A 22808-nucleotide genomic window follows, 5' to 3' on the forward strand; every position below is an offset into this window, starting at 1 on the left:
ATTATCCTTTCAACTCATCAATTTCTTCAACTCTGATAGTTCCAGAGTTTCTATAGTAAACAACGATTATAGCTAAACCAATCGCAGCTTCTGCAGCTGCTACAGTTAAAATAAATAAGGTAAATACTTGACCAGCTAAATCTCCAAGAAAAATTGAAAAAGCAACTAAGTTGATGTTTACAGCTAATAAAATCAACTCAATACTCATCAATATAACAATAATATTTTTTCTGTTAAGAAAAATTCCAATAACTCCAATTGAAAAAATCACAGCACCTAAAGTTAAATAGTGCCCTAAACCTATCTCAGTCATCTATTTTAACTCCTTTGTTAGAAGCAACTTCTACAACACTTACTCCTTCAGCTCTTTCACGAGAAATTTGTTTTATATAACTTTGTCTTTTGACGTTTGACCTTTGTCTAAAAGTCAGAACGATTGCTCCAACCATCGCAACTAACAAAATCATACCGCTAATTTGAAATACATGTATGTAATCAGTGTATAATATTTGACCTAATGAGTGTGTGTTACTTAAGTCTGAAACTTTTGATGAATTGTTAATATCAAAAATCTCTGGTTTGTATTTCCATCCACCAATTACAATAATTAGTTCAAAGAAAATGATTGTGCTAATAATTAATCCAACAGGAATATGTTTTGAGCTAGCAGCAGAGGCAAACCATTGATTTTTTTGTTGAGCAACATTTAGCATCATTACAACAAAAAGAAATAAAACTGCTACTGCTCCAACGTAAACAATCAACATTATCATACCCAAAAACTCGGCACCAATCATAATAAATAGACAAGAAATGCTGATAAAATCTAATATTAAAAAGAAAACTGAATGGACAGTATTTTTTGATACTGTAACCATTATTGCAGACACAACCGCAATTATAGAAAAAGTGTAGAAGAAAATAGCGTGAGCAATCATTTATCTATGTGAACTATCCGCTTTAATATTAGCGTCTAGAATATTCTCCCATCTGTCACCGTTATCTAATAATTTCTCTTTTGTGTAATATAATTCTTCTCTTGTCTCAGTCGAAAATTCAAAATTTGGACCTTGGACTATAGCATCAACAGGACAAGCTTCTTCACATAGACCACAATAAATGCATTTCATCATATCAATGTCATAACGAGTAGTTTTTCTACTGCCATCTTCTCTTTGAGCAGATTCAATTGTAATTGCCTGGGCTGGACAAACAGCTTCACAAAGTTTACATGCAATACATCTTTCTTCTCCATTTGGATATCTTCTTAAAGCGTGCTCACCTCTAAATCTTGGGCTAATTTTTCCTTTTTCAAAAGGATAATTGATTGTTTTTTTTGGTTTAAACAATTCTTTTATTGCAATGAACAAACCGCCTACAAAATCAACCATGAAAATAATTTTAAAAAATCTGGATAAATTCATAATTAGTTTGTTGGTAAAAGGTTAAAGTAAAATAAATAACTTGCAGTTAAAACAACCCAAGTTAATGACAAAGGAAGAAATACTTTCCAACCTAATCTCATTAATTGGTCATATCTATATCTTGGTACAATTGCTTTTACTAAAGCAAATAAGAAAAATAAAAGTAAAATTTTTAAAATTAACCAAATTGCACCTGGAACTAAAGTAAATGGATAAATATCTATTGGAGATAACCAACCACCTAAGAATAATATAGCTCCCATAGCACACATCAATAAGATGTTTGCATACTCACCTAACCAAAACATTGCATACATCATTCCTGAATATTCTGTTTGGTATCCAGCAACTAATTCTGCTTCAGCTTCAGGTAAATCAAAAGGTGGTCTATTAGTTTCAGCTAAAGCAGAGATAAAAAATATTACAAACATTGGAAATAACGGAATTACAAACCATAGATTTTGTTGAGCAATTACGATGTCATTTAAATTCAATGAGCCTACGCACAACAATACATTGATAATAATAACCCCAATTGAAACTTCATATGATACCATTTGAGCCGCAGATCTAATTGCACCTAAAAAAGGATATTTAGAGTTTGAAGCCCATCCTCCCATAATTATTCCATAAACACCTAGGGATGAAACAGCAAATAGATAAAGTATACCGACATTAATATCCGCTAAAACCTGGGTTGCACTAAATGGTATAACAGCCCACGCAATCAAAGCTAATGTCATAGTAACAATAGGTGCTAATATAAAGATTACTTTGTTAGAGCTTGATGGAATGATTATTTCTTTAAAAATATATTTCAAAGCATCAGCCAATGATTGAAGTAATCCAAATGGTCCCACTACATTTGGTCCTTGTCTTTTTTGAACAAAAGCCCAAACTCTTCTATCTAGCCAAACAATCATAGCTACAGAAACCAAAACTGGAACTAACAAAAATAGAATTTTGTATACCTCTTGAAAAACTATATTCAAATATTCCATCTTAACCTTCTGTGCCTGTTGATTTTAAATTCGTTTTTGCATTATTACACTCAATCATTGTTTTTGATGATTTAGCAACAACATTAGAAAAATAATAATCTTTAATTTCAATTTTTAAATTTTCATTATTAAAATCATAATTCGAGTTGTTATTATTTTGTTCAGTTTGTTTTTCACTTTGTAATTTCAAATAATTTAACATGCTGCTATCTAGCTCTTCTTTATCGTTAAACAATTTTCTATTATTCATGAATTCAGCTAGTTCATTTATTATCTGCCAATCTTCTTTTGCATCTCCAGGAGGATAAGAGGCCTTAAATGCTTTTTGAATTTTTCCCTCTAAATTTGTATAATAACCGTCTTGCTCTGTGTAAGCTGAGCCAGGCAAAATTATATCTGCACACTCTGCCCCTTTGTCACCATGGCTTCCTTGATAAATAACAAATTCATTTTTTTTAGCAAAATTTAAATTATCCTGACCTATTAAAAACACTATTTCAAATTTATTTGATTTTAAATCTTCTATTAAATTTGTTTTATTGTTTAAAACTCCTAAATCAAAATTTCCTACAGTTGCTGCATCACATGATAAAACATTCAAAGGATTCCAATCTTCTGAGAACTTGTTTTTTTTATTCAAAAAATCTTTTAAATTATTAAACAGATATTGTGCATTTTCTAATCTTAGTAAAGACTCACCAATTATGATCATTGGTTTTTTTGCACTTTCTATTTCTTTTGAAAGTTTATGTGTGTCATCTATAATTTCTTTAATTGTTTTAGTTTGCCCATCTAAACTTTCATAAGGATAAGTTAGATCTCCACAATCATTTAATGATACAATTCTTGTATTATTATTTAGATAAGATTTTCTAATTCTTGCATTTAAAATTGTAGCTTCGTATCTAGGATTGGCTCCCAATAATAAAATTAAATCAGCATCTTCAATTCCATTAATTGAGGAATTAAACAAATAATTTTCTCTTTTTGAAATATTAATATATCTATTATCTGATCTTGACTCATAATTATCAGTTTCAACTGTTCGCTCAAAAAATTCTTTAAAAATGTAAGCAGTTTCCATGTTTGTTAAATCTCCAACAAAACCAGATACTTTTTCTTTAGATGTATTTTCTAATTTAGATTTTATTATTTTATAAACTTCTTGCCATGAAGCTTTCTCAAATTTACCGTTGTATTTAATATATGGAGTATCTAATCTTTGATGAAGTAAACCATCACACGCATATCTAGTTTTATCTGAAATCCATTCTTCATTAATATCTTCATTTATTATTGGGAGAACTCTTTTTACTTCCCAATCGTATGTGTCAACTCTAATATTTGAACCGATTGCATCCATAACATCAATTGTTTCAGTCTTTTTTAATTCCCATGGTCTCGCTTCAAAAACATAAGGTTTTGATGTCAAGGCTCCTACAGGACATAAATCAACTACATTGGCAGATAATTCTGATTTCATTGATTGCTCAAGATATGTTGTAATTTGCATATCTTCACCTCTGCCTATAGCACCAAGTTCTGGAACTCCTGCAACTTCATTAGCAAATCGCACACATCTTGTACAATGTATACATCTTGTCATTTGAGTTTTGATTAATGGTCCCATATTTTTTTCAGGAACTGCTCTTTTATTTTCTTTGAATCTTGATTTGTCTACCCCATAAAACATTGATTGATCTTGCAGATCACACTCACCACCTTGGTCACATACAGGACAATCTAAAGGGTGATTTGCTAGTAAAAATTCCATTACACCTTTTCTAGCCTTTTCAACTAAACTTGTGTTTGTTTTAATGTTCATTCCTTCGGCAGCAGGCATTGCGCATGATGCAATAGGTTTCGGTGATTTCTCCATTTCCACCAAACACATTCTACAATTTCCAGCTATAGATAATTTTTCATGATAACAAAATCTAGGTATCTCAACTCCTGCTTTTTCACAGGCTTGAAGAACTGTTAGTCCTTCTTCAACTTCTACATCAATGTCATTTACTTTTAATTTAAGCATTTTTTTTATCTAATAAATGTTGATCAACCAAATAAGGTATATTATTTTTTTTCTGAACAATTGGGTCTAAATTGTTTCTTTCTTGAATTTCTTTTTTAAAATGTCTTAACAAACCTTGAACTGGCCATGAAGAACCTTCTCCAAACGCACAAATTGTATGACCTGCGATTTGGGTTGTTACATCTCCTAACATGTCAACTTCATCTTTAGTTGCATCGCCTTTTGCCATACGCTCAAGCATTCGCCACATCCATCCAGAACCTTCTCTGCAAGGTGTACATTGTCCACAACTTTCATGTTTGTAAAATCTAGCAATTCTCGCCATACATTTAATAATGTCTTGATCTTTATTGATAACCACTATTCCTGCTGTTCCTAATCCACTTTTTTCTTCGACACACGCATCAAAATCCATCTTTAATGTTTCGCATCTATCTTTTGGAATTAGAGGCATAGAAGATCCACCAGGTATTACAGCTTGTAAATTATCCCATCCACCAATCACTCCACCAGCGTGAACTTCTATTAATTCTTTTAGGGGAATGCTCATTTCCTCTTCTACATTACACGGATTATTAACATTTCCAGAAATACAGAATATTTTAGTACCTGTATTTTTTTCTCTTCCTAAAGAAGCAAACCATTTCGCTCCTCTTCTTAGAATAGTTGGCACCACAGCAATCGTTTCAACATTATTAATTATAGTTGGGCATCCATATAAACCAATCAAAGCTGGGAAAGGTGGTTTTAATCTTGGTTGACCTTTTTTACCCTCTAAACTTTCAAGTAATGCTGTTTCTTCACCACAAATATACGCTCCTGCTCCATAATGGATATAAATATCTAAATCCCACCCAGTTCCAGCTGCATTTTTTCCTAATAGTTTTTTCTCATAAGCCTCATCAATTGCAGCTTGGAGTTTTTGACCATCAATAAAATATTCTCCTCTAATATATATGTAGCAGATGTGTGCTTGAACTGCGTATGATGCGATTAGACAACCCTCTATTAATTTATGAGGTTCAAATCTTAAAATATCTCTATCTTTACAAGTACCTGGTTCAGATTCATCACCATTAATAACTAAATAGTGTGGTCTTGATCCAACTTCTTTTGGTGCAAATGACCACTTTAAACCTGTAGGAAATCCTGCGCCACCTCGACCTCTAAGCTGAGACTCTTTAATTTCATTAATAATCCAATCTCTTCCTTTTTCAGTAATTTCTTTAGTGTTTACCCAATCACCTCTTGATTGTGACGCTGCTACATCAGAGCCTTTATCGTTATATAAATTTTGAAAAATTCTATCTTGATCTTTAAGCATTTTTTAAATCCGTTAGTGTTTTTCTATTGTTCTCTGGCTCATTATTAATTCTTCCTCTGTATGAACCTGGTTTTGGAGTTTCTCCATTTAAAATTTTATCCAAAATCTCAGATGTTTTTTCTTTATCAAGATCTTCGTAATAATCATCATTTATTTGCATCATAGGAGCAGTCACGCATGCACCAAGACACTCAACTTCCATCCATGAACAACTCTTGTCGCTTGATAATTCACATTCGTTTTCAGAAATTTTTTCCTTACAAGCTTCAACCAATTTATTTGCACCTCTAATCATACATGGTGTTGTGGTACATACCTGAACAAAATATTTTCCAACAGGTGATAGATTGTACATTGTGTAGAAAGTAGCCACCTCATAAACTTTTATATAAGGCATGTCTAAAAACTTAGCGATATACTTCATTGCAGCTAATGGTATCCAATTATTATTTTGTCTTTGAGCAATATAAAGTAAGGCCATCACAGCGCTTTGTTGTTTTCCTTTTGGATATTTTGCAACAATATTATTTGCAGCATCTAAAGAGGAAGCATTAAATTCAAAACTTTCTGGTTGATCTTTTGCTGGTTTTCTTAAGCTCATCTATCAACCTCACCAAAAACAATATCTAATGAACCTAGAACAGCTGGTACATCTGCTAACATGTGTCCTTTAATTAAATAATCCATTGATTGCAAATGTGAAAATCCTGGTGCTCTAATCTTGCATTTATAAGGTTTGCTCGAACCATCAGAAATTAAATAAACTCCAAATTCTCCCTTTGGTGCTTCAACAGCTGTATAAATTTCGTCCTTAGGTACTCTATAACCCTCTGTAAATAATTTAAAATGATGAATTAACGCTTCCATTGATTGTTTAATATCTTTTTTTGATGGTGGACTAATTTTACCATCTAATGATTTAATTGGACCTTTTTCCATTTTAGATAAACATTGTTTAATAATAGAAACGCTCTCTTTCATTTCTTCAATTCTGCATAAATATCTATCGTAGCAATCACCATTTTTTCCAACTGGTATTTTAAAATCTAAATCCTCATAACAATCATAAGGTTGTGACTTTCTTAAATCCCAAGGCACTCCTGATCCTCTAATCATAACTCCTGAAAACGAATAATCTAAAGCATCCTCTTTACTTACAATTCCAATATCAACGTTTCTTTGTTTAAAAATTCTATTATCAGTTAACAAACTTTCTAAATCATTAATCACTTTTGGAAATGTGTCACAAAAGTTTGAGATATCTTCCTCTAAACCTTTGGGTAAGTCTTGATGAACACCACCTGCTCTGAAGTAGTTAGCGTGTAATCTTGATCCAGAGGCTCTTTCATAAAAAGTCATTAATGTTTCTCGCTCTTCAAATCCCCAAAGTGATGGAGTTAAAGCGCCAACATCAAGCGCTTGAGTAGTAACGTTAAGAATATGACTTAATATTCTTCCAATTTCACAAAAAATAACTCTTATATACTGAGCTCTAATCGGCACATCTATTTTAAGAATTTTTTCTACAGCAAGGGCAAAGGCATGTTCTTGATTCATTGGAGCTACATAATCCAAACGATCAAAATACGGAACGGCTTGCATGTAAGTTTTGTTTTCAATTAATTTTTCCGTACCTCTGTGAAGCAAGCCTATATGTGGGTCTGCTTTTTCAACAACCTCACCGTCTAATTCTAATATTAATCTTAATACACCGTGAGCTGCTGGATGTTGAGGACCAAAGTTTAGATTTAAATTTTTAATTTTTTTTGTCATTATTTTCAATTTCTTCTTTAATATATTTTGTTCCTTCCCAAGGACTCTCGTAATCAAAATTTCTATAGTTTTGCTCTAGTTTAACTGGTTCGCTGATTACTTTTTTTTGATCTTCACTATATCTAACTTCCGAATGACCAGTTAAAGGAAAATCTTTTCTTAAAGGATGTCCTTCGAAACCATAATCTGTAAGTATTCTTCTTAAGTCGGGATGATCTTTGAAATTTACACCATACATATCAAAAACTTCTCTTTCCATCCAATTTGCTGCAGGAAAGACACTTGTTAAAGAAGGTATAACTTCATTTTCAGAAATAGAGTATTTTAGAACTAGTCTTTGATTAAATTCATGACTTAAAAATAAGTAAACTACTTGAAACCTTTGATTATTTTCTGGATAATCTACAACTGTAATATCTATTAGCTGTCGAAATTTTGTATCTAAATTAGTTTTTAAGAATAAAATTACATCTAAAAAATCATCTTTATCTGTTTCTAGATAAATTTGATTATGTTTTATTTCTGAATTGTTAATTTTAGTGGTTAACTCAGAATTAATTTTTTTTTCTAGATCCTCTAAACTATTCATGACTATCTTATAAAAGATCCTTTTTTTCTAATTTTTTTTTGTAATTGCAAAATTCCGTATAATAATGCCTCTGCAGAAGGAGGGCATCCTGGAACATATACATCAACTGGAACTATACGATCACACCCTCTTACAACTGAATAAGAATAATGATAATAACCTCCACCATTAGCACAGCTACCCATAGAAATTACATATCTAGGTTCTGGCATTTGATCGTAAACTTTTCTTAAAGCTGGCGCCATTTTATTTGTTAAAGTTCCTGCAACTATCATAACATCTGATTGTCTAGGGGAACCCCTTGGAGCTGCTCCAAATCTTTCTAAATCATATCTCGGCATTGCTGTTTGCATCATTTCGACTGCACAGCACGCAAGACCAAAAGTCATCCAATGCAAAGAGCCAGATCTAGACCAATTAATTAAATTATCTAGCGATGTAGTTATAAAACCATTTTTACTAAAATCTTTAGCAAGTTGTTTAAACTCTTCAGGAACTTGTTCTATTTTATCGTTCATTAAATTAATTTTATTCCCAATCTAAAGCACCTTTTTTCCATTCATAAATAAAACCAACTGTAAGTATGAATAGAAAAATCATCATTGATGAAAAACCTAATAGACCAATATTTCCTAATGATATTGCCCATGGAAATAGAAAGGCAATTTCGAGATCAAATATGATAAATAGAATTGCAACTAAATAAAATCTTACATCAAACTCCATTCTGGAATCTTGAAACGGTTCGAAACCACATTCATATGCAGATAATTTTTCTGGATCAGGTTTTTTTGGAGAAAGTAAAAAATTTAACACTACAAAAGCAACGCTTAAACCAAGAGCGATAACTAAAAATAGAATAATTGGAAGGTAATCTTTTAAAAATTCAGATAACATGAAAATCTATATATCAGTTTTTATCTGATGTTGAAGGGATGATAAGTCACATTTTATTAATATTAACAGACAGTTTATTGGGAAAAAGTGGCGGGAGTGAAGGGACTCGAACCCTCGACCTATCGCGTGACAGGCGATCGCTCTAACCAACTGAGCTACACCCCCACTTTAAGTTTTGGTGGGCAGTAAAGGACTCGAACCTTTGACCCCCTCGGTGTAAACGAGATGCTCTACCAACTGAGCTAACCGCCCAAAACCAATAATAAGGGTTGTAAATACAATAATAATTTTAATAAAGCAATAAATGATTAAGGATATAAAACATAGCAAATTTGCTTAAGGATCAAAACAAAAAAAAATTATCTTAATTGACAATAATTATCATAGAGCTCAAATATAATTTTTTCTGTATTATATTTTTGTTTCCATTTTGGATAATGTTTTCTAAATTTATCACAATTACTTATATACCATTTATGATCCCCTCTTCTAGGAGTGTTAAAGTATTCAATTTTAATTTTTTTATTAATTTTTTTTTGTACTAAGCTTATAGCTTCGAGAATTGAACAATTTGAAAATCTACCTCCACCAATATTATATACTTCTCCAATAGTTGGTTTTTTATAATATTCCCAAAAACAACTTACTAAATCATGTGCATGAATATTGTCTCTAACTTGCTTTCCATGGTATCCTATAATTTGATATTTTTTTTTTTGTATCAAATTTTTAACCAAAAAAGATAAAAAACCATGAAGCTTTGCAGAGGAATGTGATGGACCCGTAATACAACCAGCCCTGAATGTAACTGTTTTGATACCAAAGTTATTACCAAACTCTTGTACCAGTAGATCTGAATAAGTTTTTGAAACCCCAAAGAGACTATGGGTGCTTCTGTCTAAAGAAAAAGTTTCATCTATACCTTTAAAAAGTTTATTTTTTTTATTTAAATCAATTCGATTTTTTTTTTCAATGAAAGAAAGTTTATTAGGATTGTCTCCATATACCTTATTAGTCGACATATGTATAAATTTTGACGAGGGGGAATATTTTTTAAACAATTCCAATAAATTTAATGTTGATAAAGCATTTATTTCAAAATCTAACCTAGGATTTTTGTAAGCCCAATCATGTGAAGGTTGTGCAGCACAATGTAAAATTAAACTAATATTTTTTCTAAAAAATTTAAAAATTTTTTCTATTTTTTTTTTATTTCTTATATCTGTATGAAAATGTTTATAGTTTTTGAAATTTGTCTTAAGTTTTTTTTTTACCCAATTTGTATCACCATCTTTTCCGAATAAAATTTTTCTAGTGTTATTGTCTATCCCAACAACTTCAAAACCTTTGTTACAAAAAAAATTCACAGCTTCTGATCCTACAAGACCACACGAACCCGTTATTATAATAACGCTCATTTTTAAATTTTAAGCATCTTTCTTAATAATCAAAATACAAATGAAATAGATACCATTTAAGTTTATTTTTCAATAGATAAAAATATTGAGATAATATTAAATCAAATAAATTTCGTTGAATAAATCTCAGGTATGTTTAAATTAATCCTTTAAATCATATCAATTGAGAATCTAAAATATGTTATCAATTATTTTTCCTATAAGAAATGAAGAAAGAAACTTACAGAATATTATAGATATATTTGAAAATTCTATAATTAATTTCAATTATGAAATACTGTTTATTAACGATTTTAGTCAGGATAATTCTCTAGACACAATGAGAAGAATATCAAACAATAATGATAAGGTTAAATTTTTTGATAATAAAAAAATAGGAATAGGAGGTGCTATCAACCTAGGAATTGAAAAATCGTCTGGTGAATATTGCTGTATAATGATGGCTGATCTATCAGACGACCTAAAAGATTTAATAAACTATTATGAAATAATTTCTCAGGAAAAATTAGATGCTATTTTTGGTTCAAGATTTATTAAAGGATCAAAGTGTGTTGATTATCCAACAAAAAAATTTATTTTAAATAGGATTTTTAATTTTTTTGTCAGTGTTTTATATCTTAATAAATACAATGATTTTACAAACGCATTTAAAATATATAGAAAAGAAAGCTTAATTAAAACCCTTCCATTAATTTCAGAAAGCTTCAATATATTTTTAGAAATACCTTTGAAGATTATTTCTAGAAATTTAAAATATAAAATTATACCTATTAGCTGGAAGAATAGAAAAAGTGGAGTATCTAAGTTCAAAATTGAAGAATTAAGATCTAAATATCTCTTTACTTTAATTTATTGCTTTATTGAAAAAATCTTATTAAAAAAATAATTTATTCTAATTCCTCAATTAGAAAAAATTAGCTAATTTTAATTTTAAAATTTATTGATATATTTTTTTTAATAATTTTTTATTATCTATAATCCAAACATAAATATCTTTAACAATATTATTTAAGTTTTTAGTTGGCTTCCAATTGTACGTTTTTATTAGTTTCGAATTATCCATAATAAAATAAGGAATATCAAACATTGATGTTTTCTTAATTTTTTTAAATTTAATTTTATTTCCAGTAATTTTTTGACATAATTTAGTTAAATCAATTAAAGATATAAAGCTTTTTAAACCACCACCAATATTAAATGTTTTATTAAAGATCTTATTTATATTCTTAAGTTGCACCAAAATTATTTCACACGCATCTTCAATATGAATAACATCTCTCGATTGTTTCCCTGATCCATTAAATCCAATATATTTTAATTTTTTTTTAAAAAAATGATTTATAACCCATAAAGAAACAAATCCTTGATCCTCATAACCAAATTGCCATGGTCCAGATATAACTCCAAATCTGTTAATTAAATATTTAATTTTATGGGAATAATTATACTCTCTGATTAAATCTTCAGAAGCTAATTTTGTAAACCCATATAAAGATTTTGGACTTTTAGTACTAAATTTTTCATTAATCTTACACGATGAGAAATCTTTTACTTTTAAATAATTTAGATTAAATTTTTTTCTTAATGCATCTATTGAATATACACGACTAGATGATAAAAAAATAATCTTAGAATCATCCTTAACACATTTGTTTAATATATTTAAGGTGCCTAGCAAATTCGTTTTAAAAACTTTATTTGGTATATATACTGAGTCATTTACAGCAGCCTCTGCACAACAATCAATAATAACATCATAATTAGGAAGTTTTAAAACTTTTTTTGAATCAGTAATGTCTATTTTAAAATTCTTAATTTTTTTTTTTTTTAACCTTTTTAAATTAATGTTTGATCCATTTCTTGATAAATTATCTAATGTAAATACCTGACATTTACTCAAATTTTTTTTTAAATATATTGCGAGATTAGATCCAACAAATCCACAACCACCTGTTATAAGAATTTTCATACTAACAGTATAAACAAAATTTTTTTAGTCCAAAGTTATAATTTAAATTACATTATTTTTTTATAAAGAAAATATGATGCATGATTTCCTAATTTATAAAATTTTTCTAAACTGCCTGAATATTTTTCAACATATTCGTGATAGTTATATTTCTTTACCAGCTTATAATTGTTTTTAAACCATTCAAGTTCGATCTTTGTAAATGAATATTCTCCGTCATGTGAATATCCTCCAAACAAGCTACTTCTATCTAAAATAAATGTCGGTTTCTTTAACTCAATAAAGTCTAGCCACCATCTTGAATTATTATCTTTATCTCTAAACTCCCTAATTAATTGTGATGAAAGCCCTACAGTATCGTAAGTTTTTATCTTAGCATAATAAGGAATATATCCAGCTGGTTCTAAAAAAAGAGTATCTTTTTCATGGTTCTCTGACATTTGAAAAATATCTTTACCTATTACTGATCTGTAAGAATTCTCCTGAAAGCCAATATTTTTTAAAACAGCAAATTGTACTAATGAGACAAAGATCAATAAAACAATTGAAATTTTTTTTATTAAATAATTACTTTTTAAATTAACTAAAAAGAATGACAAAATTAAATAACTTAAAAAAGCATAAGGATAAAGATACCAATCCCAAACATGACCCCCTATTACATATGATAATGGTAAAAATATAATTGATGCAGATATAATTATTAAATATATTTTTTTATTAGTGTTGATATCCTTGTATTTATTTATTAATAAAAACCTAAGATAATATATTGCCACTGAAATAATGAATAATGCAAATATGGTATAAATTATATTTGGTATAAATTTCGAATAAACACCTAGAAAAAAACTTCGAGATCCAAAGAACCAAAAATGTAAATCATTTAAAATTCTTAAAAATGTGAATGATCCTTCATTACTTAAAGTGCTCCATTTAGAAACGGCTGGTCCAGGAAAAAAAGATCCATCATAAATTTTATTTAGCAAGCCATTTAAGTATGCTCCACAAAAACCAAATATAAAGACAACTAAAAAACTTCTTATTTTTAAAAATATTAAAAAACAAAATGATACAATTAAGATAAATCCTACCATTTCTATTCTTATGAAAGGAACAAACAGTGAAAAAATAAGTAAAAATTTACTATCTCTTGAAACTCCCAATAAGACTAGAGAAATAAAAAAAACCATTATTGAAAATTCTAATCCTACAATTCCAATAATAGCTATACTAGGGTTTAGAAATATGAATGTGAATAAAAAATAAAAACTTAACCTGTCTTCAAATATTTCTTTTGTGAGAATATTTTTAAGACTTAAAAATATTATTAAGCTGGAAAGAACACTAACTATAGAATTAAAGAATATAATCGATAAAATTGCATATTCATTAAACAAATATCTTAACGAAGCACAAATTAAACCAAATATTTTACTAGTTGTAGCTGAATTTATTTCATCTAAATTATAACTAAACTTTCCATAATCCGCTAAATTAAATGCTGACCTAAAGACAATGAATGAGTCTTCTAAAATAAAACCTGAAAAGAAAAATAATAATTTAAAAATTAATATTGATAATAAAATTATAAAAACATTTGAAAAATTTAAATTTACTCTTGAAACCTCACTAGCTATCATTTGCCATTATTTATTGAATACTGGCTTGTGATTTATCATCTTTTTTAGATATATCAACTTCGACCCACTCTGTTGGTTTAAGATCTTTTGTTAAAGCTATTTTAATAACTTGATCTGCGTATTCAACTGGTGTGATCTTAATATCGTCTATAATTTTCTTAGGCATATCTACTAGATCTTTTTCGTTTTCTTTAGGAATTAAAACTTCTTTTATTCCAGCTCTATGTGCAGCTAACAATTTTTCTTTCAAACCACCAATTGGTAATACTTGACCTGTTAAAGTAACTTCACCAGTCATTGCAACATCTCTTCTTACAGGAATGTTTGTTATTGATGAAACTATTGAAGTTACCATACCAATACCAGCTGATGGTCCATCTTTTGGTGTTGCTCCCTCAGGAACATGAATGTGAAAATCTTTCTTTTCAAAAATAGGGGGTATTATTCCATACTCTAAACATTTTGACCTTACAAAAGATTTTGCAGCTTTAACTGACTCTTGCATAACATCACCTAATTTACCAGTAATTTGCATTCTTCCTTTTCCTGGCATTGTAACAGTCTCAATTTTTAAAATTTCTCCACCATACTCAGTCCAAGCAAGTCCTGTTACTATACCAACTCTATTTTCGGTTTCTAACTCTCCAAACTTAAACTTTGGAACGCCTAAAAAATCAGATAAATTTTTATTATTTATTCCAACCTCTTTTTCTTCACCAGCTACAATTTTTTTTACAACTTTTCTTGCAAGTTTAGAAATTTCTCTTTCAAGATTTCTTACACCAGACTCTTTTGTGTATCCTCTAATAACTTCTTTTATAATATCATCATCCAGCTTCATTTCTTTTTCTTTAACGCCGTTATCTTTAATTTGTTTTGGTAACAAATACTTATTTGCGATGCTTATTTTTTCATCCTCAGTGTAACCTGCTAATCTAATTACTTCCATTCTGTCCAATAATGGAGGCAATATATTTAAAGTATTTGCCGTTGTTACAAACATTACATCAGATAAATCATAATCAACTTCTAAATAGTGATCGTTAAAAGTTGTATTTTGTTCTGGGTCTAGCGCTTCTAATAATGCTGAGGACGGATCACCTCTATAATCATTTCCAATTTTATCTATCTCATCTAATAAAATTAGAGGATTTTTTGTTCCAGCTTTTTTCATCATTTGAATTATTTTACCTGGTAATGATCCGATATAAGTTCTTCTATGTCCTCTTATTTCCGCTTCATCTCTCATCCCACCAACAGACATTCTAACAAATTCTCTATTAGTTGCTTTTGCAATAGATTTACCTAAAGATGTTTTGCCAACACCAGGGGGGCCAACTAAGCATAATATTGGGCCTTTAATTTTTTCCATTCTTTTTTGAACAGCTAAAAATTCTATTATTCTTTCTTTAATTTTCTCTAGTCCAAAATGATCTTTATCAAGAATATTTAATGCCTTTGTTAAATCGATATCAACTTCACTTTTCTTGTGCCAAGGTAGTTCCGTCATCCAATCAAGGTAGTTTCTAACCACAGTAGCTTCAGCTGACATTGGGCTCATGTTCTTCAATTTTTTAAGCTCTTGTAGACATTTCTTTTCAACTTCTTTTGGCATTTTTGCTTTTGTGATAGCTTTATTTAGACTTGTAGTTTCGTCTTTGCCGTCTTCAATCTCACCAAGTTCTTTCTGAATAGCTTTCAGCTGTTCATTTAAATAGTATTCTCTCTGGGTTTTCTCCATTTGAGTTTTAACTCTTCCTCGTATTCTTTTTTCTACACCAATTATACTTGTTTCATTTTCCATAATTTTAATTATGGCGTTTAATCTCTTTTTTACATCTACAGTTTCAAAAATTTGTTGTTTTTCTGAAATTGTAGCTGTGATATGTGAAGCAATATTGTCAGCTATTTGAGAAGGATCTTTTAACTGCTTAATTGTATTTATTGTTTCGTTAGAAATTTTCTTATTTATTGAAGTTAACTTTTCTAATCTTCTTAAAGCAGTAGCTGCTAAAGGAAATAAATCTTCGTCTTTGGGCAAAATATCATTGAAATATGTATAGTCACACGTAATAAATTTCTCGTTATCTTTAAAGTCTAAAATTTTAACTCTTTTAATACCTTCCACTAAAACTTTTACAGTTCCATCTGGTAACTTTAATAATTGTAGGATGCTTCCCTCACAACCATACATAAATACGTCTGTTTTCTTGGGATCATCAATTTCTGAGTTTTTTTGTGTTACAAGAATGATCTTCTTATCTTTTTTCATCACCTCATTAAGTGCAGAAATAGATTTATCTCTTCCTACAAACAGAGGTATTACCATGCTTGGGAAAACTACAATGTCTCTTAAAGGTAATAACGGCAATGATATTTTAACGTCCATAGGATTAATATGGATATTATATATTATATTGCAATAGGTTTTTGTTACTTATTAAGGGTATTAAGCCGCTGATGTTTTGCCAGACTTAGATTTATTTTCGCCTTTAGAATGAACTAAAATTGGTTGTGATTGACCTTTTGCCGCTCCTGCATCAACAATTACTTCCTCAATGTTGTCTTGACTTGGGAGATCATACATAGTTTTTAATAATATATTTTCTAATATTGATCTCAATCCTCTTGCACCTGTTTTTTTGCTAATTGCTTTTTGAGCTATTTCTTTAAGAGCATTTTCTTTAAATGTTAATTTCGCTCCATCTAACTTAAATAGTTCTTGATACTGTTTAGTTAAAGAATTTTTTGGTTCTTGTAAAATTTTTATCAATGATTTTTCATCTAAATCCTCAAGAGTTGCTATCATTGGTAATCTACCAATAAACTCTGGTATTAACCCAAATTTCAATAAATCCTCAGGCTCTAGTCCCTTCATCCACTCCCCTGTTTTTTTATCCTGAGTATTTTTTACATCCGCTCCAAAACCAATTGAAGTACCTTTGTCTCTTTGAGAGATAATCTTGTCTAATCCAGCAAATGCACCTCCACAAATAAAAAGAATATTTGTTGTGTCTACTTGTAAAAATTCTTGTTGAGGATGTTTTCTACCTCCTTGAGGCGGGACACTTGCGACAGTACCTTCCATTATTTTTAATAAAGCTTGCTGAACTCCTTCTCCAGATACATCTCTTGTAATGGATGGGTTCTCAGATTTTCTACTAATCTTATCAACTTCGTCGATATACACTATTCCACGTTGTGCTTTTTCAACATTATAATCTGAAGCTTGAAGTAATTTTAAAATAATATTTTCAACATCTTCACCAACATATCCTGCTTCAGTCAATGTTGTTGCATCTGCCATTGTAAATGGAACATCTAAAATTCTTGCAAGAGTTTGTGCTAATAAAGTTTTACCACAACCAGTAGGACCAACTAACAAAATATTTGATTTAGATAACTCTACATTCTTACTAGTTTTATTTTCATAATTAAGTCTTTTGTAATGATTGTGTACAGCTACTGACAGAACTTTCTTGGCATGTGCTTGACCAATTACATAATCATCTAATACTGTGCAGATTTCTTTTGGTGAAGGAAGACCGTCTTGGTGTTTAACAAAAGTATCTTTGCTTTCCTCTTTTATAATATCCATACAAAGCTCAACACATTCATCACAAATAAATACAGTTGGACCTGCAATTAATTTTCTAACTTCGTGTTGGCTCTTCCCGCAAAAAGAACAGTAAAGAATATTTTTATTATTTGTACTCATAATTTTTTAAACGAATCAATTTCATTACTTTATTATAGATGACTCATACTAATCAAGTTTGGATTAGTAAGTTATCAATATATTGTGTATTATGATCTTTTTTCTACTACTTCGTCAATAAGACCAAATGATTTTGCGATATCAGCGGTCATGAAATTATCTCTTTCTAAAGCAGATTTTATTTCATCAACAGTTTTGCCTGTATGTTTTGAATAAATTTCATTTAATCTTTTCTTTAATGACAGGACTTCATTAGCATGAATTTCTATATCCGTAGCTTGTCCTTGAAAACCTGCTGAAGGTTGGTGAACCATTATTCTTGAGTTGGGTAAAGAAAACCTCTTACCTTTAGTTCCTGCAGCCAACAAAAATGATCCCATTGATGCAGCTTGCCCAATACATAGAGTTGAAATATCGGGTTTTACATATTGCATCGTATCGTAAATCCCAAGACCAGCTGTAACCAATCCACCAGGACTATTGATATATAAATAAATTTCTTTTTTAGGATCTTCAGCTTCCAAAAATAATAACTGAGCTGTTACTAAAGATGCAATATTGTCATTTATCTGACCTGTTAAAAATATAATTCTTTCCTTTAGAAGTCTTGAATAAATATCATAAGCTCTTTCACCTTTGCTTGATTGCTCTACAACCATCGGCACTAGATTGCTCATATGTTCTGATAATTTTGTTGTCATAAGTTGATTCTTTCTACTTATACAACTTGTGATTACTTTTTGCTAACTTTTTTTGTTTTTTTAGCAGCTGGTTTTGCTTTTACTGTTTTTGTAGAAGGTTTTTTTTTCTCTGAAGCTTTTGCTGCAGGTTTCTTTTTAGTTTCTTTTTTTGGTTCGTGATCATGTGAATGATCATGGTCATGATCGTGATCGTGTTTATGAGCTTCTTTTAAGATTTTTTCCGCCTCATCTTTTGAAATTTCTTTTTTATTTGGTTTACCTTTTTCTTTTATAAGATTTAAAATTTTCTCTTCATAGACTGTCCCTCTTAGACTGGCTAAAGCAGATGGGTTTTTTTGATAAAAATCCATAACCATTTTCTCTTGGCCCGGCATCATTCTTAATTGTTTTTGAACTTCAGCTTGAATTTCTTGTTCACTAACTTTGATTTGATTTTTTTCACCAAATTCATTTAAGATTAACCCAGTTTTAATTCTTGTTTTTGCTTTTTCCTCGAAAGATTTTTTATTCTTTTTAGCCTCATCTTCAGACATACCTTGTGAAAGAATTTTAACTTCATCCTCGACTAAGTTTCCTGGAACTTCTTCAACTTTAATTTTTTCAATTTCTTTTAAAATTTGATTTTTTGAAAGTTGATCTAAAGAATTTTTATATTCATCATTAATTTGTTTTGAAATTAAAGCTTTAAGATCTTTCAAATCTTTAGCTCCTAAATTTTTTGCAAAATCATCATCTATTTTCACCTCTTGTGGTTGTTTAACTGATAAAATTTTACAATTAAATTTAGCTTTTTTATTAACTAATTCTTTTTCAGGATAATTCTCTGGGAGTGTTGCTTCAACAATTTTCTCATCATCTTTTTTAACACCAATTAGTTGCTTATCAAAACCTTTCAAAAATAAATCTTTGCCTAATGTAAGCTGTGTATTTTTTCCTTCACTTCCTTTAAATTCTTTTCCATCAATTGTTGCTTTGTAATCTAATGCAACTAAATCACCTTCTTTTGCTTTTGTATCTGCAGCACCTTCCTTGAAATTTGGTTGGTTCTTAGCAATTTCTTTTATTCTTTTTTCTGTCTCACTATCATCAATTTTAACAGTGTATTCATCAAATTTGATGTTTTCTAATGATTTAATCTCTACTTTAGGTAACTCTGTAACTGACAAGACATATTCCAATTCTTTATCTTCACCATATGTTTTTAGATCTAATTTTGGCTGACCCGCTGGTTTAATTTTGTTTTCTTCTAAAGCTTTTGTAGATGTATCTTTTAAAACTTTGTCTAATACTTCACCAAATACAGCTTTGCCGAATTGTCTTTTTAAAATTTCTTTTGGTACTTTTCCTGGTCGAAAACCTTTTAAATTTACTGTTCCTTTAATCTCTTCAAATTTTTCATCCATATAAGAGTTCATAGTCTCTTTATCGATAAAAATTTTTAGATCTTTATTTAAACCTTTTTTATTTTCTACAGTAACTTTCATAATTATTTAATGGTAGGGCGAAAAGGACTCGAACCTTCACCGATTGCTCGACTGGTTCCTAAGACCAGCGCGTCTACCAATTCCGCCATCGCCCCAGTTAAATTAGGTGCTTTATATATTATTGAACTCATTTGTCCAATCCGAATAATAGTGTAAAAGGATATAAAAATATAAATAATATGATTATTTCGCCTTGTATTAGTATTTGCAAAACAGATCCCTCAACCGGTTATTGTTATGGATGTGGAAGAAATAATGATGAAAAAAAACTGTGGAAACTAGAAGAAACTACAGATGAATGGAAACAAAATAATTTAGAAAGTATCAGAAAAAGATTAACTGGTTGGCAATTAGATAGTTTTAACGAGTCTTACGAGCATAAAATAAATAACGGAATATCTCTATTCAAAAAAAATCTTAAAAATGAGTAAATCAACAATTGTAGTTATAATTTATATTATAGGACTAATCTTTGGTGCTTTAGTTTTAGACATGTGGAGCGCTGAGACTAGCCCTAAAGCATTGCTGGGTATTGGGTGGACAGCACTTTTTTTAATTGGATTATTTTTTGCTGAAAAAAATGAAAAAAAATAAATTATTTTTTTTTTTTCTCATTTTATTTTCTTTCTCATTTATAAATCATTCATTTTCAGAAATTATAATTTTAAGTAAATGTGATCATAAAGAAGATAAATATTTAAAAAATGAATACATATTTAATCTTAATGAATTAATTATGACTAGAAATTATGTTTATGCAGAAAAAACTTATCAAAAATATAGAATTACTGATTTAAGTGTAAAAAAATCAAACTCTTATGTCAGAAATATTTACGAAGAGGATGGTAAAATTTTTACTTTAAAACATGGTTATCCTCAATTTTATACTCAAATATTAATTGAAAAGAACAAGCCTGAGATATTTATTAAAAGTGTTATGAACGATATCGAAGGGATTTCAAAAATTTCTACATGTAAAAAAATAGAAAAATTTGCAAACCAAAGTTAGGTTTTCTTTTTTTTATTTTCCTTAAGTTTATCTAAATTTTTTTTTTTAAAATCAAATCTACTATTTGAAATATTAGATCTATGTTTAGCAAATGCTTGTTTTTGTGCTTGTCGCATAGCTCTTTTTGAAGACATAAATTCTAATTTAATATTCTATCTCTAAAGTATCAATTACTTTTAAATTTTTATCTGAAATAACAATCTCACCTGATGATGGTGCGTAGTTTAAAAGCTCAGATATTACCACGTAATGTGTTACAAAAATTATATTTTGTTTTTGATCCCACGTATTTAAGAATTTATTAAAATCAATAACTTGTTGTTTTCTATTTTTAGCAAATTTTGCACTAAAAAATGAATTCAAAAAATTTTTTGTTTCATAATTTTTAAAGGCTATTTCTGCAGTTTCTTTGCATCTGCACCATTCACTAGAGTAAATTTTGTTTATTAAAATATCGTTTTGTTTAAAAAAATTTCCAATTTTTTTTGATTGTACTCTTCCCTTGTCATTTAAGTTTCTTTGGGTTTCACAATTATTGACATCAAAATTAGAAGGATCCCCTCCTCCCGGTGCATAAGCATGACGTATAAATATTAATTTACCACCTTTTTGAAGCTTACCAATCATAGCTTCATTTGAATCTGCTTTAATTGGAGAACTTAAAAATATAAATATAATTAAAAAAAATTTTAAAATTTTCATAGATGAATAATAAATTAAAGCAACTTAATAAGAAAATTATTAAATGTAGAAAATGTCCTAGATTAATTAATTTTATTAAAAAAATATCTACTGTAAAACGAAAACAAAATATTAACGAAACCTATTGGGGTAAACCGGTTCCTGGATTTGGTAAGATAAATTCGAAATTATTAATTTTAGGTTTGGCACCAGCTGCACATGGGGGAACCAGAACAGGAAGACCTTTCACTGGAGACAAATCAAGCGATTTCTTGTTTTCTTGTTTAAAAAAAGCAAATATTTCTAATCTACCTTATTCAGAAAATTTAAATGATGGATTGAAATTAAAATCAACTTTTATAACCAATATACTGAAATGTGTTCCTCCTGGTGACAAACCAACAAATGAAGAATTATCAAATTGCTCAAATCATTTTCAAAATGAGATTGAAACTTTAAGCAAAATAAAAACAATTGTTGCTTTAGGTAAAGTTGCTTTTGATAATTGTGTTAAATATTACAAAAGTAAAAATAAATTAAATGGAAAGTATACTTTTAAGCACGGGAAATATTATGATTTATCAAATAAAATCAGATTGTACGCTTGTTATCATCCAAGTCCTCGAAATGTAAATACAAAATTAATATCTGAAAAAATGATAGTTAATTTTTTTAAAAAAATAAAAAGAGTAACAGCTATTTAGATTTTAAAATATAAGGCTCAAAGCTATTTAAAACTATATCAGGAATTTTTGTGGGTTTTCCGATTGTATTTACAAATACTAAATGTATTTTTGCATCTACAATTAATAAATCATCTCTGTAAATTGACTGATCCATCACAAAAGAGGTTTTTGACAAAGAGGAAATAAAAGATTTTATTTTTAAATTATCTTCTAAGTACGCTGATTTTTTATATTCAATATTGCATGACTTAACGATTATTAAAGAATTAAACTCATCTTTAATTTTCAAATTACTTAAACCAATAGCTAATAATGCTTCTGTTCTAGCTCTTTCAAAGTATTTTAAATAATTTGCGTAATAAACTACTCCTCCAGAGTCGGTATCTTCATAGTAAATTTTAACATTATGACTAAAAGTTTTATGCATTGTTCATTAATATCAAATAATGAGAAATTTTT

26 protein-coding genes and 3 tRNA genes are annotated in these 22808 nt (G+C 29.1%); 5 read left to right on the forward strand and 24 right to left on the reverse strand.

Features of this window, described 5'->3' with window-relative positions; translation table 11 throughout:
* Nucleotide 1: 1 nt before the first annotated feature.
* The 14 genes from nuoK to ACTTBI_RS03210 all read right to left on the reverse strand — a co-directional run bounded on the left by nuoK (nucleotide 2) and on the right by ACTTBI_RS03210 (nucleotide 10458).
* Nucleotides 2-313, reverse strand: a complete 312-nt coding sequence (gene nuoK / locus ACTTBI_RS03145) for an NADH-quinone oxidoreductase subunit NuoK (RefSeq protein ID WP_075506644.1) — start codon at nucleotides 311-313, stop codon at nucleotides 2-4.
* Nucleotides 306-938, reverse strand: coding sequence for an NADH-quinone oxidoreductase subunit J (locus tag ACTTBI_RS03150; RefSeq protein WP_440618509.1), 633 nt, complete (start codon nucleotides 936-938; stop codon nucleotides 306-308). The genes nuoK and ACTTBI_RS03150 overlap by 8 nt, the downstream gene beginning before the upstream one ends.
* Nucleotides 939-1424: an NADH-quinone oxidoreductase subunit NuoI gene (nuoI, locus tag ACTTBI_RS03155; RefSeq protein ID WP_440652520.1), complete on the reverse strand. Its 486-nt coding sequence runs from the start codon at nucleotides 1422-1424 to the stop codon at nucleotides 939-941.
* A 2-nt stretch (nucleotides 1425-1426) separates the two neighbouring features.
* On the reverse strand, nucleotides 1427-2425 hold the full coding sequence (gene nuoH / locus ACTTBI_RS03160; RefSeq protein WP_262589304.1) for an NADH-quinone oxidoreductase subunit NuoH: 999 nt from the start codon (nucleotides 2423-2425) through the stop codon (nucleotides 1427-1429).
* A gap of 1 nt (nucleotide 2426) precedes the next feature.
* Nucleotides 2427-4457 (reverse strand): NADH-quinone oxidoreductase subunit NuoG, encoded by a 2031-nt coding sequence (nuoG, locus tag ACTTBI_RS03165; protein WP_440652521.1) that lies wholly within the window; start codon nucleotides 4455-4457, stop codon nucleotides 2427-2429.
* A complete protein-coding gene (nuoF, locus tag ACTTBI_RS03170) occupies nucleotides 4450-5781 on the reverse strand; it encodes an NADH-quinone oxidoreductase subunit NuoF (protein ID WP_440652522.1) in 1332 nt (443 codons plus the stop codon). The genes nuoG and nuoF overlap by 8 nt, the downstream gene beginning before the upstream one ends.
* Nucleotides 5774-6382 carry an NADH-quinone oxidoreductase subunit NuoE gene (gene nuoE, locus ACTTBI_RS03175; protein WP_440652523.1) on the reverse strand — a complete coding sequence of 203 codons (609 nt, stop codon included), beginning with the start codon at nucleotides 6380-6382 and terminating at the stop codon, nucleotides 5774-5776. The genes nuoF and nuoE overlap by 8 nt, the downstream gene beginning before the upstream one ends.
* On the reverse strand, nucleotides 6379-7554 hold the full coding sequence (locus tag ACTTBI_RS03180) for an NADH-quinone oxidoreductase subunit D (RefSeq protein ID WP_218836792.1): 1176 nt from the start codon (nucleotides 7552-7554) through the stop codon (nucleotides 6379-6381). Before ACTTBI_RS03180 ends, nuoE begins: the two co-directional genes overlap by 4 nt.
* On the reverse strand, nucleotides 7538-8143 hold the full coding sequence (locus ACTTBI_RS03185) for an NADH-quinone oxidoreductase subunit C (RefSeq protein WP_075506636.1): 606 nt from the start codon (nucleotides 8141-8143) through the stop codon (nucleotides 7538-7540). The genes ACTTBI_RS03180 and ACTTBI_RS03185 overlap by 17 nt, the downstream gene beginning before the upstream one ends.
* A 2-nt stretch (nucleotides 8144-8145) precedes the next feature.
* Nucleotides 8146-8661, reverse strand: a complete 516-nt coding sequence (locus ACTTBI_RS03190) for a NuoB/complex I 20 kDa subunit family protein (RefSeq protein ID WP_425321967.1) — start codon at nucleotides 8659-8661, stop codon at nucleotides 8146-8148.
* 10 nt (nucleotides 8662-8671) lie between these two features.
* Nucleotides 8672-9040: an NADH-quinone oxidoreductase subunit A gene (locus ACTTBI_RS03195; protein WP_075506634.1), complete on the reverse strand. Its 369-nt coding sequence runs from the start codon at nucleotides 9038-9040 to the stop codon at nucleotides 8672-8674.
* Nucleotides 9041-9128: 88 nt separating this feature from the next.
* Nucleotides 9129-9205, reverse strand: a tRNA-Asp gene (locus ACTTBI_RS03200).
* A gap of 11 nt (nucleotides 9206-9216) precedes the next feature.
* Nucleotides 9217-9292 (reverse strand) — tRNA-Val (locus ACTTBI_RS03205).
* Nucleotides 9293-9399: 107 nt separating this feature from the next.
* On the reverse strand, nucleotides 9400-10458 hold the full coding sequence (locus ACTTBI_RS03210) for an NAD-dependent epimerase/dehydratase family protein (protein ID WP_440652524.1): 1059 nt from the start codon (nucleotides 10456-10458) through the stop codon (nucleotides 9400-9402).
* 178 nt (nucleotides 10459-10636) lie between these two features.
* On the opposite strand from ACTTBI_RS03210, the gene ACTTBI_RS03215 reads away from it, so the two are divergent.
* Entirely contained in the window at nucleotides 10637-11344 is a 708-nt protein-coding gene (locus ACTTBI_RS03215; protein ID WP_440652525.1) for a glycosyltransferase family 2 protein, read from the forward strand.
* A 51-nt stretch (nucleotides 11345-11395) separates the two neighbouring features.
* On the opposite strand, the gene ACTTBI_RS03220 is transcribed toward ACTTBI_RS03215, so the two are convergent.
* The 7 genes from ACTTBI_RS03220 to ACTTBI_RS03250 form a co-directional block, all read right to left on the reverse strand.
* Nucleotides 11396-12427: an NAD-dependent epimerase/dehydratase family protein gene (locus tag ACTTBI_RS03220; protein WP_440652526.1), complete on the reverse strand. Its 1032-nt coding sequence runs from the start codon at nucleotides 12425-12427 to the stop codon at nucleotides 11396-11398.
* A 47-nt stretch (nucleotides 12428-12474) separates the two neighbouring features.
* Nucleotides 12475-14070 carry a hypothetical protein gene (locus tag ACTTBI_RS03225; RefSeq protein ID WP_440652527.1) on the reverse strand — a complete coding sequence of 532 codons (1596 nt, stop codon included), beginning with the start codon at nucleotides 14068-14070 and terminating at the stop codon, nucleotides 12475-12477.
* A 10-nt stretch (nucleotides 14071-14080) separates the two neighbouring features.
* Nucleotides 14081-16459, reverse strand: a complete 2379-nt coding sequence (gene lon / locus ACTTBI_RS03230; protein ID WP_440652528.1) for an endopeptidase La — start codon at nucleotides 16457-16459, stop codon at nucleotides 14081-14083.
* A 60-nt stretch (nucleotides 16460-16519) separates the two neighbouring features.
* Nucleotides 16520-17788 (reverse strand): ATP-dependent Clp protease ATP-binding subunit ClpX, encoded by a 1269-nt coding sequence (gene clpX / locus ACTTBI_RS03235; protein WP_075506632.1) that lies wholly within the window; start codon nucleotides 17786-17788, stop codon nucleotides 16520-16522.
* An 89-nt stretch (nucleotides 17789-17877) separates the two neighbouring features.
* A complete protein-coding gene (clpP, locus tag ACTTBI_RS03240) occupies nucleotides 17878-18489 on the reverse strand; it encodes an ATP-dependent Clp endopeptidase proteolytic subunit ClpP (protein WP_440652529.1) in 612 nt (203 codons plus the stop codon).
* A gap of 32 nt (nucleotides 18490-18521) precedes the next feature.
* The gene (gene tig, locus ACTTBI_RS03245; RefSeq protein ID WP_440652530.1) at nucleotides 18522-19973 is read right to left on the reverse strand and encodes a trigger factor; all 1452 of its coding nucleotides are present in this window, start codon (nucleotides 19971-19973) and stop codon (nucleotides 18522-18524) included.
* Nucleotides 19974-19983: 10 nt separating this feature from the next.
* A tRNA-Leu gene (locus ACTTBI_RS03250) sits at nucleotides 19984-20068 on the reverse strand.
* Between the two features lie 84 nt (nucleotides 20069-20152).
* Between ACTTBI_RS03250 and ACTTBI_RS03255 the strand changes: the two genes are divergently transcribed.
* From ACTTBI_RS03255 to ACTTBI_RS03265, 3 genes are read left to right on the forward strand one after another with little or no spacing between them, the layout of a single operon-like run.
* Nucleotides 20153-20404, forward strand: a complete 252-nt coding sequence (locus tag ACTTBI_RS03255) for a DUF1289 domain-containing protein (protein WP_075506630.1) — start codon at nucleotides 20153-20155, stop codon at nucleotides 20402-20404.
* Nucleotides 20397-20567 (forward strand): hypothetical protein, encoded by a 171-nt coding sequence (locus ACTTBI_RS03260; protein ID WP_179850442.1) that lies wholly within the window; start codon nucleotides 20397-20399, stop codon nucleotides 20565-20567. Before ACTTBI_RS03255 ends, ACTTBI_RS03260 begins: the two co-directional genes overlap by 8 nt.
* Nucleotides 20554-20982 (forward strand): hypothetical protein, encoded by a 429-nt coding sequence (locus tag ACTTBI_RS03265; protein ID WP_440652531.1) that lies wholly within the window; start codon nucleotides 20554-20556, stop codon nucleotides 20980-20982. The genes ACTTBI_RS03260 and ACTTBI_RS03265 overlap by 14 nt, the downstream gene beginning before the upstream one ends.
* On the opposite strand, the gene ACTTBI_RS03270 is transcribed toward ACTTBI_RS03265, so the two are convergent.
* Together ACTTBI_RS03270 and ACTTBI_RS03275 are read right to left on the reverse strand one after the other, a co-directional pair.
* Entirely contained in the window at nucleotides 20979-21116 is a 138-nt protein-coding gene (locus ACTTBI_RS03270) for a hypothetical protein (RefSeq protein WP_179850441.1), read from the reverse strand. The two genes, ACTTBI_RS03265 and ACTTBI_RS03270, sit on opposite strands and share 4 nt — an antisense overlap.
* Nucleotides 21117-21126: 10 nt before the next feature.
* The gene (locus ACTTBI_RS03275; protein ID WP_440652532.1) at nucleotides 21127-21684 is read right to left on the reverse strand and encodes a histidine phosphatase family protein; all 558 of its coding nucleotides are present in this window, start codon (nucleotides 21682-21684) and stop codon (nucleotides 21127-21129) included.
* A gap of 2 nt (nucleotides 21685-21686) precedes the next feature.
* Between ACTTBI_RS03275 and ACTTBI_RS03280 the strand changes: the two genes are divergently transcribed.
* Entirely contained in the window at nucleotides 21687-22367 is a 681-nt protein-coding gene (locus ACTTBI_RS03280) for a uracil-DNA glycosylase (RefSeq protein ID WP_440652533.1), read from the forward strand.
* Here ACTTBI_RS03280 and ACTTBI_RS03285 read toward each other — a convergent pair.
* Complete coding sequence (locus ACTTBI_RS03285; RefSeq protein WP_440652534.1) at nucleotides 22360-22776, reverse strand: YbgC/FadM family acyl-CoA thioesterase; 417 nt, start codon at nucleotides 22774-22776, stop codon at nucleotides 22360-22362. The two genes, ACTTBI_RS03280 and ACTTBI_RS03285, sit on opposite strands and share 8 nt — an antisense overlap.
* Nucleotides 22777-22808 lie beyond the last annotated feature (32 nt).

Source organism: Candidatus Pelagibacter sp. HIMB1542, from assembly GCF_052047835.1.
Taxonomy (GTDB): Bacteria; Pseudomonadota; Alphaproteobacteria; order Pelagibacterales; family Pelagibacteraceae; genus Pelagibacter.